Source organism: Pimelobacter sp. 30-1 (assembly GCF_018831735.1).
Lineage (GTDB): Bacteria > Actinomycetota > Actinomycetes > Propionibacteriales > Nocardioidaceae > Nocardioides.
Genome location: NZ_NHTS01000006.1, coordinates 684,343 through 699,409, shown reverse-complemented (window position 1 = coordinate 699,409; position 15,067 = coordinate 684,343). Strand labels below are relative to the sequence as shown.

Below are 15,067 nucleotides of genomic sequence, written 5' to 3'. Positions count from 1 at the left end.
GGGCGCCGGTGAGTTGGTCAGTCGGTCAGGCCCGGACCACCCGGATCTGCGGCGGCTCGGCGAGCGTGCGGCCCACGACGCAGTAGCGCTCGGTGGCGGTCGCCAGCCGGGCCAGGGTGGCGTCGTCGGCATCGGTGTCGAGGCTCAGGGTGAGCACGATGTCCTGGACGCCGACCGGTGCCTCCCGGTCGATGCCGAGGGTGCCGCGGGCGTCCCACCAGGCGTCGGCGCGGAGCGTGGCGGAGCGGAGGTCCACGCTCATCGCGGTCGCGACGGCGCGCAGGGTGACCCCGGCGCAGGCGAGCACGGCCTGGAGCAGGAGGTCGGCCGAGCAGGCGTCGGTACCGTCACCGCCGGTGGCGGGATGCAGGCCGGCGCGGACCGGTCCGGCGAAGCCGTCGATGGTCGCGGTGACGTCCGGCGCGCGGTAGTCACCGGTAGCCGTCGTCGTGGTCCGAGCGGTGCCCGGATCACTGCGGTAGCGCTCCTTGAGCGGCGCCTGGGCGGCGCGGAGGGTGGTCGCGTCCATGACTCACGGTAGCCCTAGGCTCGGTGGTGTGACGTTCCCGCACGTGACCCTGGTCCAGGACCCGCACGACCGGCTCGGGCTGCTGCGCACCGACGACGCGTGGCTCGCGGAGCGGTGGGCCGATCCGGCCAGCCGGGTGCTGGTGATCGCCGGGACGCGCGTCCGGCCGGGACCGGACGGACTCGTGTGGGTACCGGCGGCCGAGGCGCCCGAGGGCGTACGCCTGCTGCTGGGCGAGCGCGACGGCGCGACCTGGTGGGGCGTGATCGTCCCGGGCGAGGTCGCCAAGGAGGAGCCGGAGCGCTGGCTGCCCCTGCGCGGTCTGCTGCCGTTCCTCGCCGGCGAAGCGGTCCGCCAGGCCCCGTTGGTGTTCCACGCGCTCGGCCTGGCCGAGTGGCACTGGGTCCACCGCTTCTGCCCGCGCTGTGGCGGCACCCTGGTCCCGCGCGCGGCCGGCCACGAGCTGGTGTGCGCCGACTGCGCCAAGCCCCAGTTCCCCCGCTCGGACCCGGCCGTGATCATGCTGATCGCCGTCGGCGAGCCGGGCAGCCCCGACGAGCGCTGCCTCCTCGGCCGGCACCCGGCCTGGCCGGCCGGCCGCTACTCCACGCTCGCGGGCTTCTGCGAGCCGGGGGAGAGCCTCGAGGACGCCGTGCGCCGCGAGGTGCGCGAGGAGACCGGCGTCCACGTCGGTGACGTGACCTACTTCGGCAACCAGCCCTGGCCGCTGCCCTCGAGCCTCATGCTCGGGTTCCACGGCCGGGCGACCAGCGAGAGCATCGTCCTCGACGACGCCGACGTCGAGGACGCCCAGTGGCTCACCCGCGAGGACATGCGTCGCCGCGCCGACGACGGCTCCCTCGTCCTCCCCGGCGGCGTCTCGATCAGCCGCTCGCTCGTCGAGGACTGGTACGGCGGCGCCCTGCCCGGCAGCTGGTAGCCGGCAGCTGCCGGCTGGCCCTGGCCGGGCTGGTCCTGGGCCGGCCTGAGCTCAGGCGCTGAGCTCGGCGAGCTCGGTCAGCTTGGCCTTGACCTGGATGACGCTCGGGTTGGTCTGCGCGCTGCCGTCGGAGTACACCAGCGTCGGCACCGTCTGGTTGCCGTTGTTGGCCTTCTCGACGATGGCCGCGGCCTCGGGCTGCTGCTCGATGTCGACGATGTCGTACGTGATGCCCTCGCGGTCGAGCTGGCCCTTGAGCCGCACGCAGTAGCCGCACCACGGGGTGGTGTACATCGTGAACGTCATCGCGGATCGCCTTCTGGATCGGGGGTGGCTCGGTGTTGCTGCGCCCACTCAACCATGGTGGCGGTCGCGTTGTTCCCGCCTGCCCGCTGCAGGCCCGCCCGCCTGCTCGCCCGTCCGGAGCCGGGGCGGCTCGGGACCGGATCCGGGACACCTGCCCTGTCCGCCGGGACGCGCGGCCCGTGAGGGTCACGGGTACCGGCACCGACCACGGCGCCGTCCCATCCCGTCCCGGCCCGTCCCGACCTGTCTCCAGAGGAGCTCTCCCGATGTCCCGTCCGCGCAAGGTCGCGCTGCTCTCCGCGACCACCGCCCTCGCCGCCGCCTCGCTGCTGTGCGTCCCACCGCCCGCCCCTGCTGCCCCTGCCGCCCCCGCCGCCCCAACGGCCCCAACGGCCGAGACCGCCGCGCCCAATGCGGCGGCGGTCGGCGGCTCGATCGTCTACATCCGCGCGTCCAACGTCTGGCTGACCCGTCCCGACGGCAGCGGCCAGCGCCAGGTGACCCGCGATGGCACCGCGGCGTCGCCGTACGAGCACCCGACCATGGCCGACGACGGCGTCATCGCGGTGATGAAGGGCGAGACGATCGTCCGGCTGCGCCAGGACGGCGTGGTGCTCAACCGGATCACGCCGGAGGACCTGTTCGTCCCCGACTCCGGGACGGTCACGATCAGCCCGATCCAGGGCGCGGAGATCTCGCCGGACGGCACCAAGATCGCCTACAGCCAGCTCCGCCTCGAGCGGTACGGCGGCGCGGGCGGCTACCTGGAGGCCGAGGCGGTGACGAGCTTCACCGACGCGACCCGGTGGTCGGGGCCCGACAAGTACGGGATCGTGCTCGGCTACCAGCCCGGGTGGGTGAGCAACAGCCGGGTCGCGCTCTACCGCAACGGTGACGTCCACCTCGCCGACCTGGGGCAGACGGCGCAGCCCTGGTTCCGCTCGCCCGACATCTTCGACAGCTTCGTCGAGCTGCTGGAGCCGGAGGTGTCCCGTGACGGCAAGCGGGTGCTGTTCGGGGTCGAGGGGGCCGGCTTCGCGATGAAGACGACCGTGGGCGACCCGCGCAGCGGGAGCCGGACGCCGGCCAAGCCGACCGCGAACCCGGAGTGCTACGTCACGCCCGACCCCGGCCGGCCCTCGCCGGTGGACGCGGCGTTCGGGCCGGACAGCGACTCGGCCGTCTACAGCGAGGGCGGTGAGCTGTGGGTCGTGCTCGGGCTGGCCGCGTGCTCGGCCGAGGGGACGACGGTGACCCGGATCGCCACCGCCGGCACCGAGCCCGACTGGTCGCCGGCGCCGCTGTCGGCTCCGCCGGCGGCCGCCCACGCGTTCGCGCTGACCAAGGCGCCGGTGGTGAGCGGCAAGGCCAAGGCCGGCAAGAGGCTCCGGGCGACGAGCGGCAGCTGGACCCCGGCACCGTCCGGGGTGAGCTACGCCTGGCTCCGCAACGGCCGGGTGGTGCCCGGCCGTACCGGCGGCACGTACGCCGTCACGCGGGCTGACCGGGGCAAGCGGATCCAGGTCCGGGTGACCGTGCGGCGCACCGGCTACGCCACCCGTACGGCGCTCTCCGGCGCGGTGACCGTGCGTCGCTGACCGCTCATCCACAGGCCCCGACGGCGGGTCCGGTTCTGTCGGCCCCGCCGTCTAGGGTCGGTGCCATGTCCGAGTCCATCGAACGCCTGCTCTCCGCGCTCGACCCCGAGCAGCGCAAGGTCGCCGAGACCCTGCGCGGTCCGGTGCGGGTGCTGGCGGGCGCGGGCACGGGCAAGACGCGGGCGATCACCCACCGGATCGCGCACGGCGTCCAGTCCGGGGTCTACGCGCCGACCGAGGTGCTGGCGGTGACCTTCACGACGCGCGCGGCGGGCGAGCTGCGCCAGCGGCTGCGGGCGCTCGGCGCGCCCGGGGTGCAGGCGCGGACCTTCCACAGCGCGGCGCTGCGCCAGCTGCGCTACTTCTGGCCCCACGTGCACGGCACCGAGCTGCCGGTGCTGACCGAGTCCAAGATCCCGATGCTCGCCGCGGCCTGCCGCACGCTCGGCATCCGCGCCGAGCAGGCGCTGCTGCGCGACCTCGCCTCCGAGGTCGAGTGGGCCAAGGTGAGCAATGTCGGCGCCGACGACTACCCGCGGCTCGCGCCGGCCAAGGGCCGCTCGGTCGGCGACCAGACACCCGAGGCGGTCGGGCGGGTGATGGCCGCCTACGAGCAGGTCAAGCGCGACCAGGGGCGGATGGACATGGAGGACGTGCTCCTCCTCACCGCGGGCGTCCTGGCCAGCGACGAGCGGGTCGCGGCCCAGGTGCGCCGCCAGTACAAGTGGTTCGTCGTCGACGAGTTCCAAGACGTCTCGCCGCTGCAGTCGGCGCTGCTCGACCTGTGGCTGGGCGGGCGCGACGAGCTGTGCGTGGTGGGCGACCCGGCCCAGACGATCTACTCCTTCGCGGGCGCCGACGCGACCTACCTCAAGGACTTCCCGCAGCGCTATCCCGGCACCACCTCGATCGAGCTGGTCCGCAACTACCGCTCCTCGCCCCAGGTGGTCGCGGCCGCCAACACCCTCCTGGCCGGTACGCCGAGCGCCGGGGTCGAGCTGCGCTCCCAGCAGGCGGCGGGCTCGGCGGTGCGCTACGTCGGCGAGCCCGACGAGGTCGCCGAGGCGCGGGGGGTGGCCGACCGGGTCGCCAAGCTCCAGCGGGCCGGCACGCCCTACGGCGAGATGGCGGTGCTCTTCCGGATCAACGCGCAGTCCGAGACCTTCGAGGACGCGCTCACCGACCGCGGCATCCCCTACGTCGTGCGCGGCGCGGCGCGCTTCTTCGACCGCCGCGAGGTCCGCGAGGCGGTCACCCGGCTGCGTGGCGCCGCGCGCTCGGGCGAGGCCGACGACCTGCCGTGGCTCGAGGTGGTCAAGGCGGTCCTGTCCGGCATGGGCTGGACGGCCGAGCCGCCGGCCAACCGCGGCCAGGTCCGCGATCGCTGGGAGTCCCTCCAGGCGCTGGCCGACCAGGCTGGTGCCTTCGCCGAGGAGCGCGGCATCGAGTCCTCGGTGGCGGCCTTCGTCGACGAGCTCGACCGCCGCGCCACCGAGCAGCACGCCCCGACCGCCGACGGCGTGACGCTGGCGACCTTCCACGCCGCCAAGGGCCTGGAGTGGGACGCCGTCTTCTGCTGCGGCGTCCAGGACGGCACCGTCCCCATCGTCTACGCCGAGCAGGGGGGAGCCCGCCCCGACGCGGTCGAGGAGGAGCGCCGGCTGCTCTACGTCGGCATGACCCGCGCCCGGCGCGAGCTGATGGTGTCGTGGTCGGCCGCGCGCAACCCGGGCCAGGCGCCGCGACGCCAGCCCTCGCGCTTCCTGGTGCCGATGCTGCCGGCCAGCCAGCAGCCCCAGCCGGCCCGCGGACGGACCAAGGTCGCGCGCTGCCGTGAGTGCCTCCAGCCGCTCACCTCGGCCGCGGAGAAGAAGCGCGGCCGCTGCGCCCACCACCCGGTCCGCTACGACGAGGGCCTGTTCGAGCGGCTCAAGGCCTGGCGCCTCGAGACCGCGCGCGAGGCGGGCGAGGACGGCAAGCCGCTCCCGGCGTACGTCGTGTTCACCGACGCCACGCTCGAGCTGATCGCCGAGCACAAGCCCGGTTCGATGGCGGCGCTCGCCAAGGTCAACGGGGTCGGTCCGAACAAGATCGAGCGCTATGGCGAGGCGGTCCTCGCACTTGTTTCAGAAAAACCTTGAAAAACCCCGATAAATGATTTGCACGGCCCGAAGACGGGCCGTTACGGTCATCAGACACAACCGCTGCGCACCACAGCCCTGGCACGGCTGGCGCCCAACTGGCACCGAAGGAGGTGGCACCCATGGAGAACTTCGTGATGATCCCGGCAATGACGTCCGCTTGGCAGCGTCCGCTGTCCCCGTCCGCGTTCCTCGGCTGCGCCACCTCTGCCCTCCCGACCTTCGAGGTCCAGGGCATTGCCGCGCGTGCGATCGCTCCGAATGCCGCTTTTGCGCCGTTCGCGACCCTCGCTGCCGCCGTGGCCCTGGATGCCGTCAAGCGGGAGCGCGCACACGCCGGCATGGGACGCCGCGGCACGACGACCGCCTACGTCCCGGGTTCACTCGCCTGGAGTCCACCGATCTGAGATAGCACTCAGCTCGGCACCCTCCAGGCCGCGGAACCCGAATCACCGGGATCCGCGGCCTTCGTACTTCTCCGACCGAGAACCGCGAAGGCGCAGATCCCGCAAGGAATCGACCAACGCGATCAGGTCTGAGTAGAGGAGGTGAAAGCAGAAATGACGACCAGTGTTCTCGAGCCGACGCTGGACGAGCTGCTGCCGTGCCGGCTGAACGATGCCGAGCTGTGGTTCGCCGAGTCCCCGTCGGATGTCGAGGCCGCCAAGGCGCTGTGCGTGGACTGCCCGGTCCAGGCGATGTGCCTCGCCGGCGCGCTGGAGCGGCGCGAGCCGTGGGGCGTCTGGGGCGGCGAGCTGTTCCTGGCCGGCGTGGTGATCCCGCGCAAGCGGCCCCGGGGCCGGCCGCGCAAGGACGCCGCCGCGTAGGCCACGCCGACGCAGCAACTCATCAACGCAGTACCACCGAAGAGCTTTCTCATACCTCCAGAACGGAAATCATCATGAACAACCTCCTCAACGAAGAGATGGCGCGGGCGCAGATGTCCATGCGCCTGGGAGAGGCGCAGCAGCTGCGCGCGGCCAGTCGGATGGCTCGTGCGCGTCGCTTGAGCCGCAAGGCCGAGCGTGCAGCGCAGCAGGCTCGTCTCGCCCTCGCTCGCGCTCTCTGAGTCCGTACCGCGGGGCTCCCGCACCACGGACAAGCGAGACCGGAATTCTTCGGGACCTCCCTCGAAGGGCACCTGATCGCGGGTGAACAGGAAGGGCCGGTTCGACCGATCGTCGAACCGGCCCTTCCGGCTTTTTGAGCAGCGCCGGCGGGTCGCTCCGGCGCCACTAGGCTGGCGCCGTGACGCTGCACTGCGACTTCTGCGGGCGCCGGGCGGACGGCGACGTCCCGCCGCTGACCTGGTCCACGTCGGTCGAGCGGGGGCGGGTCCGGCACTACTGCGACGAGTGCTCGCGGGCGAACCTGCGCTCGATGGAGGCCAAGCTCGACAGCGAGTGGTGGTAGCCGCCGCTCAGGGCAGCTCGAGGAAGCCGTCCCAGGAGCAGCCGCAGCCGGGGTGGCGGCCCCACGGGGTCCGCACCGGTACGCCGTGCGGGCCGAGGTCGACGGTCGCCGACCAGGTGGTGGGCTCCTCGCCGTCGGCGTAGCGCAGGAGGTCCTGCACGGCCCAGGCGAGGGCGAGCCGGTCGAGCACCGGGTCGCGAGGCGCCGGCTGCGCGGCGCCGCGGGCGGCGGCCTGGGCCAGGAGCAGCGCGCGGCGGGGATCGGTCACCGACGCGTGGGCGTCGACGCAGCGCAGGCAGGCGGTGCGGCCCGGGTCGACGAACGGGCCGACCTGCATCCCGGTGGCGTCCCCGGCGACGACCAGGTGGGGGACCGAGGCGCGCACGAGCGGGTCGAGGCGCTCGCGGGGGAGCGGACCGGGGTGCAGGACCAGGTGCACGGCGCCGGCGCCGGGGTCGTCGGCGGTGGAGGTGGTGGCGAGCCCGGCCTCGGCGAGCAGGCCGGTGAGCAGGTCGGTGAGGGGGCCGGGGGCGGCGTGGACGGCGACCCGGGCGGCGGCGCGCGCCTCGTGGCGGCGTACGGCGTCGGGGCCGAACTGGGCGAGCAGCGGGCCCAGCCCGGGCGGGAGCGGCCACGGGGGAGCGGGATGGACCAGTCCCGCCTCGCGGAGCCGGGCCAGGGCGGTCGCGGCCGGCTCGCTCAGCGGCGCGTCAGCCGGGTGCCCGGTGGGCCGGCCGAGCGCGCTCAGCAGCCGCCGGACGGCGGGATCGTCGGGGACCGACGCCCGCGGCGGGTCGAGTCCCACCTGGAGGACGCCCGCTGCGCGGTGGAGCACCGGCGTACCGGGGCGCAGCACCAGGGCGGGCGCCGACGCGGACGCGGACACGGTGGTCCCGGCAGCGATCGGCATGCGGGCAGCGTGCCACGGGCGGGCGGAGGCGCGCGGCGCTCGTCCACAGGCCCGGGGCCGGACGGCCCCTGCGGAGCCGGGCCGGAAGGAAAAAACGCGCCACGGGCGGCTCCACCGAGGTGGAGCCGCCCGTGACAATCGGCTGAGTGCCTGAGGTTCAGGCCTTGCCGAGGATGCGGTTGAGGTTCGTGCCGCACTCGGGGCAGACGGCCTTGGCCATCCGGGTCCCCTTCTCGTTGACCTTGACCTCGCCCTCGGCCTCGCGCTTGGCCTTGCACTTCACGCAGTAGAACTCGCCGCTCCAGGTCTCCGCCATGACGGCCTCCTTGCTTTTTGTTCGTTCGGTCGTCGCGACGGGGGACATTGGGGGAAGCCCGTCGGGGTTCGGAGCCGCACTCCGAACCTCCCCGACCCTACGGCACAGCCCCACGGAGTCGCAGTAGCGTGCCCCGCATGTCTGATTCCGCCGTGAAATCGCCCACGCCCCCCGTGCTGACCCACCTGCGCCTCGAGCGGCCCTCGGCGGGGGTCGCGCTGCTGGTCCTGGACCTGCCGGAGATGCGCAACGCGATGAGCGACGAGATGACCGCCTCCTGGGTCGCGGCGGTGGACCACCTGGCCGCGGACCCCACCGTGCGGGCCGTCGTGGTCACCGGGGAGGGCAAGGGGTTCTGCTCCGGCGGCAACCTGAGCTGGCTGGCCTCGGAGCCCGACGCCACGGTGGACGACCTGCGCACCCGGATGCTGCCGTTCTACCGCGCGTGGCTCTCGATCCGCCGCCTGGAGGTGCCCACGATCGCCGCGATCAACGGCGCCGCGATCGGTGCGGGGCTGTGCCTGGCCCTGGCCTGCGACCTCCGGTACGCCGCGCGCGGCGCCAAGATGGGGGTGCCGTTCACCCGGCTGGGGATCCACCCGGGCATGGCGGGCACCTACCTGCTGCCCGAGGTGGTGGGCCCGGCCGCGGCGCGCGACCTGTTCCTGACCGGGCGGCTGGTCGATGCCGACGAGGCGCTGGGCCTGGGCCTGGTCTCGCGGGTGCTGGAGCCCTCGGCCTTCCTCGACGAGGTGCTGGCGACCGCGGCGGACATCGCCGCCGCCGCGCCGATCGCGACCCGGCTGACCAAGGGCGCGCTCCAGCGCGGGCACGCCGACCTGGAGGCGGCACTGGCCTGGGAGGCGCTGGCGCAGCCGGTGACGCTGGCCACGGCGGACCTGCAGGAGGGGATCCGGGCCGCGCAGGAGAAGCGCCCGGCGCGCTTCGAGGGGAGATAGCGAGAGACCCCCGGGTCCGCATCTGCCCCTCGCTTGCCTTCCCCTTGCGAGCGAGGTGCTGCGGCCCCAGGGGCCTCTTCTGGGCATGACGCTAGGGATCCCCGGCGGCGCGGTCAATCCGGGAGTCCGACAGCCTGTGGACAGGCTTGTGGAGAACTCTGTGGATGAGCGGCCGGGGCCGTGGATGGAGCGGGCCGGAACGGTGCACGGCCTGTGGACGGGGTGCGCCGGTGGTGGACGCCGGGGGCGGCGTACGGTCGGATGACCAGCGGGGATGGTGCCCACCGGCTCCTCCACCGCCTGTGGACAAACATTTCTGCGAGGACGGGAGACCCGTGACCGAGGAGCAGTACGACGGCACGCCGGTGGCGGCGCTGCGCCGGATCGCCTTCCTGCTGGAGCGCGGGCGCGCGGACAGCTACAAGGTCAAGGCCTACCGCGGCGCGGCTGGCGCGATCCTGGCGCTGCCGCCCGACGAGGTCGGCGCGCGGGCGGCGGCCGGCACGCTCACCGAGCTGCCCGGCGTGGGCGCGAGCACGGCCCGGGTGATCGCCCAGGCGGCCGAGGGGCAGCTGCCGGACAAGCTGGCCGAGGTCGAGGCGCAGTACGGCGGTCCCCAGACCTCCGGTGGCGCCGGCGAGACGCTGCGGGCCGCGCTGCGCGGCGACCTGCACTCCCACTCGGACTGGTCCGACGGCGGCTCGCCCATCGAGGAGATGGCGATGACCGCGATGGAGCTCGGCCACGACTACCTCGTGCTCACCGACCACTCGCCGCGGCTCAAGGTCGCCCGCGGGCTCTCCGCGGAGCGGCTGACCCGCCAGCTTGACGTGGTCGCGGCCGTCAACGAGCACCTCGACGGGGCCGGGTTCCGGCTGCTGCGGGGGATCGAGGTCGACATCCTCGACGACGGGCGACTGGACCAGACCGATCAGATGCTGGGGCGCCTCGACGTGCGGGTGGCGAGCGTCCACTCCAAGCTTCAGATGGATGCCGACCAGATGACCAAGCGGATGGTGGCCGCGGTGCGCAACCCGTTCACCAACGTGCTCGGCCACTGCACCGGTCGCCTGGTGACCGGGGCCCGCGGCACCCGGGGCCAGTCCCGCTTCGACGCCCGCGCGGTCTTCGAGGCCTGTGCCGAGGAAGGGGTCGCGGTCGAGATCAACTCCCGGCCCGAGCGGCGCGACCCGCCGACCCGGCTCCTGGAGCTGGCCCGGGACATCGGCTGCGTGTTCTCGATCGACAGCGACGCGCACGCGCCGGGTCAGCTCGACTACCCGGTCCTGGGCTGCGAGCGGGCCGAGGCGGCCGGCATCGAGGCCGACCGGATCGTCAACACCTGGCCGGTCGAGCGGCTGCTCGACTGGGCGCGCCCCGGAGCGGACTGACAGGTCCAGACAATTCGCGGGGGCCGGTTCGCGCCGAGGTCCCACCGCGGGGGCGTCCGGCGCCGTAGGGTCGCCGCATGGGCACTCCTCGGGTGGAGGTACGGCGGTCGGGCCGCCGGCGGCGGACCGTGTCCGCCTACCGTGACGGCGAGAAGATCGTCGTGCTCGTCCCCGACAACCTCACCGGCACCGAGGAGCGTGCCTGGGTCTCCAAGATGGTCGCCCGGGTCGAGCGCCGCGAACGGCGCAGCGCCGCGCCGCGCCGGTGGAGCGACGACGCGCTGACCACCCGCGCCCAGGAGCTCAGCGACGCCTACCTCGGCGGCCTGGCGGTGCCGGAGTCCGTGCGCTGGGTCGGCAACCAGCGCGCGCGCTGGGGCTCGTGCACGCCCCGGGACCGCTCGATCCGGCTCTCCGAGCGCTTGCAGCGGATGCCGGAGTGGGTGATCGACTACGTGCTCGTCCACGAGCTCGCCCACCTCATCGAGCCGCACCACGACGAGAAGTTCTGGGGCTGGGTTGCGCACTACCCGGCCGCGGAGAAGGCCAAGGGCTACCTGGCCGGCTGGTCCGACGCCGCCCGGATCGACCGGCCGCCCTCGGAGCAGGTCGTGCCCGGCGAGGACGTCGACTAGCTCAGCACCGCGCGGGCGCGGGCGATGAGCGCGTGCATGGCCGGCTCGAGCTCGGGCAGGTCGCCGACCGGCCACCAGCGCACGGCGAGGGACTCGTCGCTGACCACGGCCGTGGCGTCCGCGGGGGCTGCGGCGACGTAGCGCACGTCGAGATGGCGTACCTCCCCGCGATCGCCGCAGAAGGGCACCGTGTGCAGGTCGAGCTGGACCGGCTCGGGGTGGAAGGTGAGCGCGGTCAGGCCGCTCTCCTCGTGCGCCTCGCGGAAGGCGACGTCGGCGAGGGTGGCGTCGCCGCCCTCGCAGTGCCCGCCGAAGTGGAACCAGCGCCCGGCCTTGCGGTGCAGGTTGAGCAGCACCCGGTCGCCGGTGGCGTCGATGACGAGGGTGCCTGCCGTGATGTGGTCCGGGTACGACGAGCGCCACATCCCGTCGGGAGCCGACTCCAGGTGGGTGACGTACCGCCGGCGCAGGGCCTCCTCGACGGCATCGGGCGCGCGCCAGCCGCGGAGCACGGCCAGCGCGTCGTCGTGCAGCGTCACCCGGCGTCGGGCGCGCCGGGCGCCTCGGGGGAGTCGGGCGCCTCGGGGGAGTCGGGGCCGTCGAGCAGCTTGCGCAGCTCGGCGTCGAACTCGTCCTCGCTCAGCGACTCGGGCTGCGTCGCCTCGGCCCGGAACGACAGCGGGTCGTCGAGGTCGGCGGCGGTGGGGAGCAGGTCGGGGTGCATCCAGACGCCGTCGCGGGCCTCCTGGCCCGAGCGGCTGCGCAGCCCGCCCCACAGCGTGGAGGCGTCGCGGAGCCGGCGCGGGCGCAGCTCGAGGCCGACCAGCGCGGCGAAGGTCTGCTCGGCGGGGCCGCCGGCGGCGCGGCGGCGGCGGACCGCCTCGCGCAGCTTGGTGGCGGCCGGCATCCGCTCGTGGGTCGCCATGCCGACGACCTCGTCGACCCAGCCCTCGACCAGCGCGAGCGCGATCTCGAGGCGGGAGAGCGCGGCGGTCTGGGCCGGCGTCTGCGGCGGGTCGAAGAGGCCGCCCTCGAGCAGGCTCTGCATGGCCTCGGGGTTGCTGGGGTCGATGCCGCGCAGCTGCTCCTGGACCCGGTCCTGGATCTGCTGGGCGTTGATCTCGAGACCCTGGGCGTAGTCGGTGACCGCACCGATCAGGTGCTCGCGCAGCCACGGCACGTGGGCGAAGAGCCGCTGGTGGGCGGCCTCGCGCAGCGCGAGGTAGAGGATGACGTCGTCCTCGGTGACGTCGAGGCCCTCGGCGAAGGCGCGCACGTTGGCCATCACCAGGGCGGCCTTGCCGGGCGCGCCCAGGGGCAGCCCGATGTCGGAGGCGGACAGCACCTCACCGGCCAGCGCGCCGAGGCCCTGGCCGATCTGCATCGCCATCATCCCGCCGACGGCCTGGCCGATGATGCCGACGAGCGGACCGGCCGCGGCCTTCATCTCCTCGGGCAGCCCCCCGGCCAGCCCGGTCACCGAGCGCGCGGCGACGGGCTCGACGAGGACCTTCCAGACCGGCTGGGTCTCGACGAGCCACTCGGCGCGGCTCCAGGCGGCGGTCGTGGTGACGCCGGAGGGGAAGCCGGTCGCGGTGTCGAGCCAGTGGTCGGCGAGCTGGACGGCGTCCGAGACCCGGTCGCGGTCGCGCTGGGTCGTGGACGGGTCGGGCTCCTGGGCTGCGGTCTGGCGCGCGATGTCGTTGGCGGCGTTCCAGTTGAGCGGGCCGTCGTGCGGCTGCATCAGGGACTGGAGCTGCTGGAAGAACGCCATGCCGCCGGCCCCACCGGCACCGCCGGCGCCGGGGAAGGCGCCCCCGAGGGCGCCGAAGATCTGCTCGAACGGCGTGCCCTTGAACGGGTTCGGCTGGTCGTCGCCCGGGTTGTCGGTCATGGTCCGAATCTACGCCGGATCGCCAACCGGCGGTGTAGGGGAGACCCCTGGCCGGACCCCGGACCTGCCCCGGTCGCGACCGGCCGGAGTCCTAGAGTGCAGCCATGACCAACCCCGCGGTGCGCCTCGTCGCGATCTCCGACCAGCCGCTGTCGGTGAGCGAGGTCCTCGACAGCCTCGACGACCCGGCCGCGGGCGGGCTCGTGCTCTTCGTCGGACGGGTCCGCGACCACGACCAGGGCCACGGCGTGACCGGCCTGTCGTACTCCGCGCACCCCTCGGCCCTCGACCGGCTGCGCGAGGTCTGCGACCGCGTCGCCGCCGAGCACGACGTCACCGCGCTCGCCGCCGTGCACCGGGTCGGGGACCTCGACATCGGCGACCTCGCCGTCGTCGTCGCCACCACGGCCGGGCACCGGGGCTCCTCGTTCGAGGCGAGCCGGGCGCTCATCGACACCCTCAAGGCCGAGGTGCCGATCTGGAAGCACCAGCGCTTCACCGACGGCAGCGACGAGTGGGTCGGCAGCCCCTGACGGGCGTGTCCTGACCGCCGGGCGTGGAGCACCGACCTAGGCTCGTGGAGTGGAGATCCTGTTCTGGCTGCTGCCGGCCGCCGTGCTCACCGTCGCCTCGATGGCGTGGGTGGCGTGGTGGGGCCGTGAGGGCCGGGGCGAGGTCGACCGCGAGACCGCGGCCCGGCGGATGGGCGAGGCACTCGCCCGCGAGCAGCGGGTCCGTCCCGGCTACGCCGCGCCGCGCCGGGAGGCCGAGCGGGCCACCGGCATCGCGCTGCGCACCTCGCGCCGCCGCCCCGTCGTGATCCAGGGCGAGACCCCGGCCGCGCCGGTGGCCCAGGCGGCCGAGCAGCCGGGCGTGCAGCCGGACGAGCAGTCCCGCCGCGACGACGCCGCCGGAACCGACCGGCGCGCCTCCTGACACCACCGCGGGACACCATTGGCGGCGTCTGACAAGGTAGGCGCCATGAGCCAGCGCCTGATCGCCGTGTGCATCGCGGCCCCGTTGGTGCTGATCCTCGGCGGCATCGCGGCCTCCGTGCCGCTGCCCTACGCCTCCTACAGCCCGGGTCCGACGTTCAACGTCCTCGGCAAGGACGGCGACAACGCCGAGGTGATCCAGGTCTACGGGCACAAGGCGTACTACGACAAGGGCCAGATCCGGTTCACCACCGTGGTGGCCTCGGCCAACGGCGACAAGCTCTCGCTCGGCGAGGCGCTCAGCCGCTGGGTCGACCCCGACAAGGCGGTCGTGCCCTACGACGTCGTCCACCCCAAGGACCAGTCGGCCGCGCAGGAGAAGGCCGAGGGCGCGGTCCAGATGACGACCTCGCAGGACGTCGCCAAGGCGGTCGCCCTCAACGAGCTCGGGTACGACGTACCCGAGGCGATCCAGGTCGCCCTCGTCGTCGACAAGGGTGCCGCCGAGGGCAAGCTGCTCCTGCGCGACATCATCAAGGAGGTCGACGGCGAGCCGGTCACCAGCAGCGAGCAGGTCGTCAAGGCCGTGCGCAAGCACGACGACGGCTCGCTCGTCGAGCTGCGGATCGTGCGCGACAAGCGCGAGCTGACCGTGCGGATCAAGCCGAAGATCGAGGACGGCCAGCCCAAGATCGGCGTCTCGCTGGGCGTGGGCTACGAGTTCCCGTTCCAGATCAACCTGCGCGTCGACCCGACGGTCGGCGGGCCCAGCGCCGGACTGATGTTCTCGCTGGCCATCTACGACACGCTCACCCCGGGCTCGCTCACCGGTGGTGCGACCGTCGCCGGCACCGGCGAGCTCGCGCCCGACGGCCAGGTCGGCCCGATCGGCGGGATCCAGCAGAAGATCGCCGGCGCCCAGGCGGCCGGCGCGAAGCTGTTCTTCGTCCCCAAGGACAACTGCTCGGACGTCCAGGGGCTCGACCCCGACCTGAGGCTGGTCAAGGCGACCACCATGACCGAGGCGCGCAAGGCCCTCGAGACCTGGGTCGGCGACCACGACGCCCCGCTGCCGCACTGCTGACCCCGAACGAGCGGAC

19 protein-coding genes are annotated in these 15,067 nt (G+C 73.8%); 13 read left to right on the top strand and 6 right to left on the bottom strand.

Annotated features, from left to right (window positions below; genetic code table 11):
* Positions 1 to 25 precede the first annotated feature (25 nt).
* Positions 26 to 529, bottom strand: coding sequence for an OsmC family protein (locus tag CCO04_RS18270; RefSeq protein ID WP_215815534.1), 504 nt, complete (start codon positions 527 to 529; stop codon positions 26 to 28).
* 28 nt (positions 530 to 557) lie between these two features.
* On the opposite strand from CCO04_RS18270, the gene nudC reads away from it, so the two are divergent.
* The gene (gene nudC, locus CCO04_RS18265; RefSeq protein ID WP_308281330.1) at positions 558 to 1,469 is read left to right on the top strand and encodes an NAD(+) diphosphatase; all 912 of its coding nucleotides are present in this window, start codon (positions 558 to 560) and stop codon (positions 1,467 to 1,469) included.
* 51 nt (positions 1,470 to 1,520) lie between these two features.
* On the opposite strand, the gene CCO04_RS18260 is transcribed toward nudC, so the two are convergent.
* Positions 1,521 to 1,775 (bottom strand): mycoredoxin, encoded by a 255-nt coding sequence (locus CCO04_RS18260; RefSeq protein ID WP_215815532.1) that lies wholly within the window; start codon positions 1,773 to 1,775, stop codon positions 1,521 to 1,523.
* A gap of 266 nt (positions 1,776 to 2,041) precedes the next feature.
* Here CCO04_RS18260 and CCO04_RS18255 point away from each other — a divergent pair, with 266 nt between their 5' ends.
* The 6 genes from CCO04_RS18255 to CCO04_RS18230 all read left to right on the top strand — a co-directional run bounded on the left by CCO04_RS18255 (position 2,042) and on the right by CCO04_RS18230 (position 6,927).
* Complete coding sequence (locus tag CCO04_RS18255; protein ID WP_215815531.1) at positions 2,042 to 3,373, top strand: hypothetical protein; 1,332 nt, start codon at positions 2,042 to 2,044, stop codon at positions 3,371 to 3,373.
* A gap of 65 nt (positions 3,374 to 3,438) precedes the next feature.
* The gene (locus CCO04_RS18250; RefSeq protein WP_215815530.1) at positions 3,439 to 5,514 is read left to right on the top strand and encodes an ATP-dependent helicase; all 2,076 of its coding nucleotides are present in this window, start codon (positions 3,439 to 3,441) and stop codon (positions 5,512 to 5,514) included.
* 122 nt (positions 5,515 to 5,636) lie between these two features.
* Complete coding sequence (locus CCO04_RS18245) at positions 5,637 to 5,921, top strand: hypothetical protein (protein WP_215815529.1); 285 nt, start codon at positions 5,637 to 5,639, stop codon at positions 5,919 to 5,921.
* A gap of 153 nt (positions 5,922 to 6,074) precedes the next feature.
* Entirely contained in the window at positions 6,075 to 6,341 is a 267-nt protein-coding gene (locus CCO04_RS18240; protein ID WP_052138409.1) for a WhiB family transcriptional regulator, read from the top strand.
* A 74-nt stretch (positions 6,342 to 6,415) separates the two neighbouring features.
* Positions 6,416 to 6,583, top strand: coding sequence for a hypothetical protein (locus CCO04_RS18235; protein WP_215815528.1), 168 nt, complete (start codon positions 6,416 to 6,418; stop codon positions 6,581 to 6,583).
* Between the two features lie 179 nt (positions 6,584 to 6,762).
* Complete coding sequence (locus tag CCO04_RS18230) at positions 6,763 to 6,927, top strand: hypothetical protein (protein ID WP_215815678.1); 165 nt, start codon at positions 6,763 to 6,765, stop codon at positions 6,925 to 6,927.
* A 7-nt stretch (positions 6,928 to 6,934) separates the two neighbouring features.
* On the opposite strand, the gene CCO04_RS18225 is transcribed toward CCO04_RS18230, so the two are convergent.
* The gene (locus CCO04_RS18225) at positions 6,935 to 7,837 is read right to left on the bottom strand and encodes a hypothetical protein (RefSeq protein ID WP_215815527.1); all 903 of its coding nucleotides are present in this window, start codon (positions 7,835 to 7,837) and stop codon (positions 6,935 to 6,937) included.
* A 157-nt stretch (positions 7,838 to 7,994) separates the two neighbouring features.
* On the bottom strand, positions 7,995 to 8,153 hold the full coding sequence (locus tag CCO04_RS18220) for a DUF5679 domain-containing protein (RefSeq protein ID WP_107776774.1): 159 nt from the start codon (positions 8,151 to 8,153) through the stop codon (positions 7,995 to 7,997).
* A gap of 137 nt (positions 8,154 to 8,290) precedes the next feature.
* Here CCO04_RS18220 and CCO04_RS18215 point away from each other — a divergent pair, with 137 nt between their 5' ends.
* The 3 genes from CCO04_RS18215 to CCO04_RS18205 all read left to right on the top strand — a co-directional run bounded on the left by CCO04_RS18215 (position 8,291) and on the right by CCO04_RS18205 (position 11,138).
* Positions 8,291 to 9,112 (top strand): enoyl-CoA hydratase/isomerase family protein, encoded by an 822-nt coding sequence (locus tag CCO04_RS18215; RefSeq protein ID WP_215815526.1) that lies wholly within the window; start codon positions 8,291 to 8,293, stop codon positions 9,110 to 9,112.
* 335 nt (positions 9,113 to 9,447) lie between these two features.
* Entirely contained in the window at positions 9,448 to 10,503 is a 1,056-nt protein-coding gene (locus CCO04_RS18210) for a PHP domain-containing protein (RefSeq protein WP_257750202.1), read from the top strand.
* Positions 10,504 to 10,580: 77 nt separating this feature from the next.
* Positions 10,581 to 11,138 (top strand): M48 family metallopeptidase, encoded by a 558-nt coding sequence (locus CCO04_RS18205; RefSeq protein WP_215815524.1) that lies wholly within the window; start codon positions 10,581 to 10,583, stop codon positions 11,136 to 11,138.
* On the opposite strand, the gene CCO04_RS18200 is transcribed toward CCO04_RS18205, so the two are convergent.
* Both CCO04_RS18200 and CCO04_RS18195 read right to left on the bottom strand, forming a co-directional pair.
* Positions 11,135 to 11,677, bottom strand: coding sequence for an NUDIX hydrolase (locus CCO04_RS18200; protein WP_215815523.1), 543 nt, complete (start codon positions 11,675 to 11,677; stop codon positions 11,135 to 11,137). The genes CCO04_RS18205 and CCO04_RS18200 overlap by 4 nt on opposite strands.
* A complete protein-coding gene (locus CCO04_RS18195) occupies positions 11,674 to 13,032 on the bottom strand; it encodes a zinc-dependent metalloprotease (RefSeq protein WP_215815522.1) in 1,359 nt (452 codons plus the stop codon). Before CCO04_RS18195 ends, CCO04_RS18200 begins: the two co-directional genes overlap by 4 nt.
* Before the next feature lie 104 nt (positions 13,033 to 13,136).
* Here CCO04_RS18195 and CCO04_RS18190 point away from each other — a divergent pair, with 104 nt between their 5' ends.
* From CCO04_RS18190 to CCO04_RS18180, 3 genes are read left to right on the top strand one after another with little or no spacing between them, the layout of a single operon-like run.
* Positions 13,137 to 13,565: a molybdenum cofactor biosynthesis protein MoaE gene (locus CCO04_RS18190; RefSeq protein WP_215815521.1), complete on the top strand. Its 429-nt coding sequence runs from the start codon at positions 13,137 to 13,139 to the stop codon at positions 13,563 to 13,565.
* A gap of 49 nt (positions 13,566 to 13,614) precedes the next feature.
* Positions 13,615 to 13,968 carry a cbb3-type cytochrome oxidase assembly protein gene (locus CCO04_RS18185; protein WP_215815520.1) on the top strand — a complete coding sequence of 118 codons (354 nt, stop codon included), beginning with the start codon at positions 13,615 to 13,617 and terminating at the stop codon, positions 13,966 to 13,968.
* 45 nt (positions 13,969 to 14,013) lie between these two features.
* Positions 14,014 to 15,051 carry a PDZ domain-containing protein gene (locus tag CCO04_RS18180; protein ID WP_215815519.1) on the top strand — a complete coding sequence of 346 codons (1,038 nt, stop codon included), beginning with the start codon at positions 14,014 to 14,016 and terminating at the stop codon, positions 15,049 to 15,051.
* Positions 15,052 to 15,067: the final 16 nt, after the last annotated feature.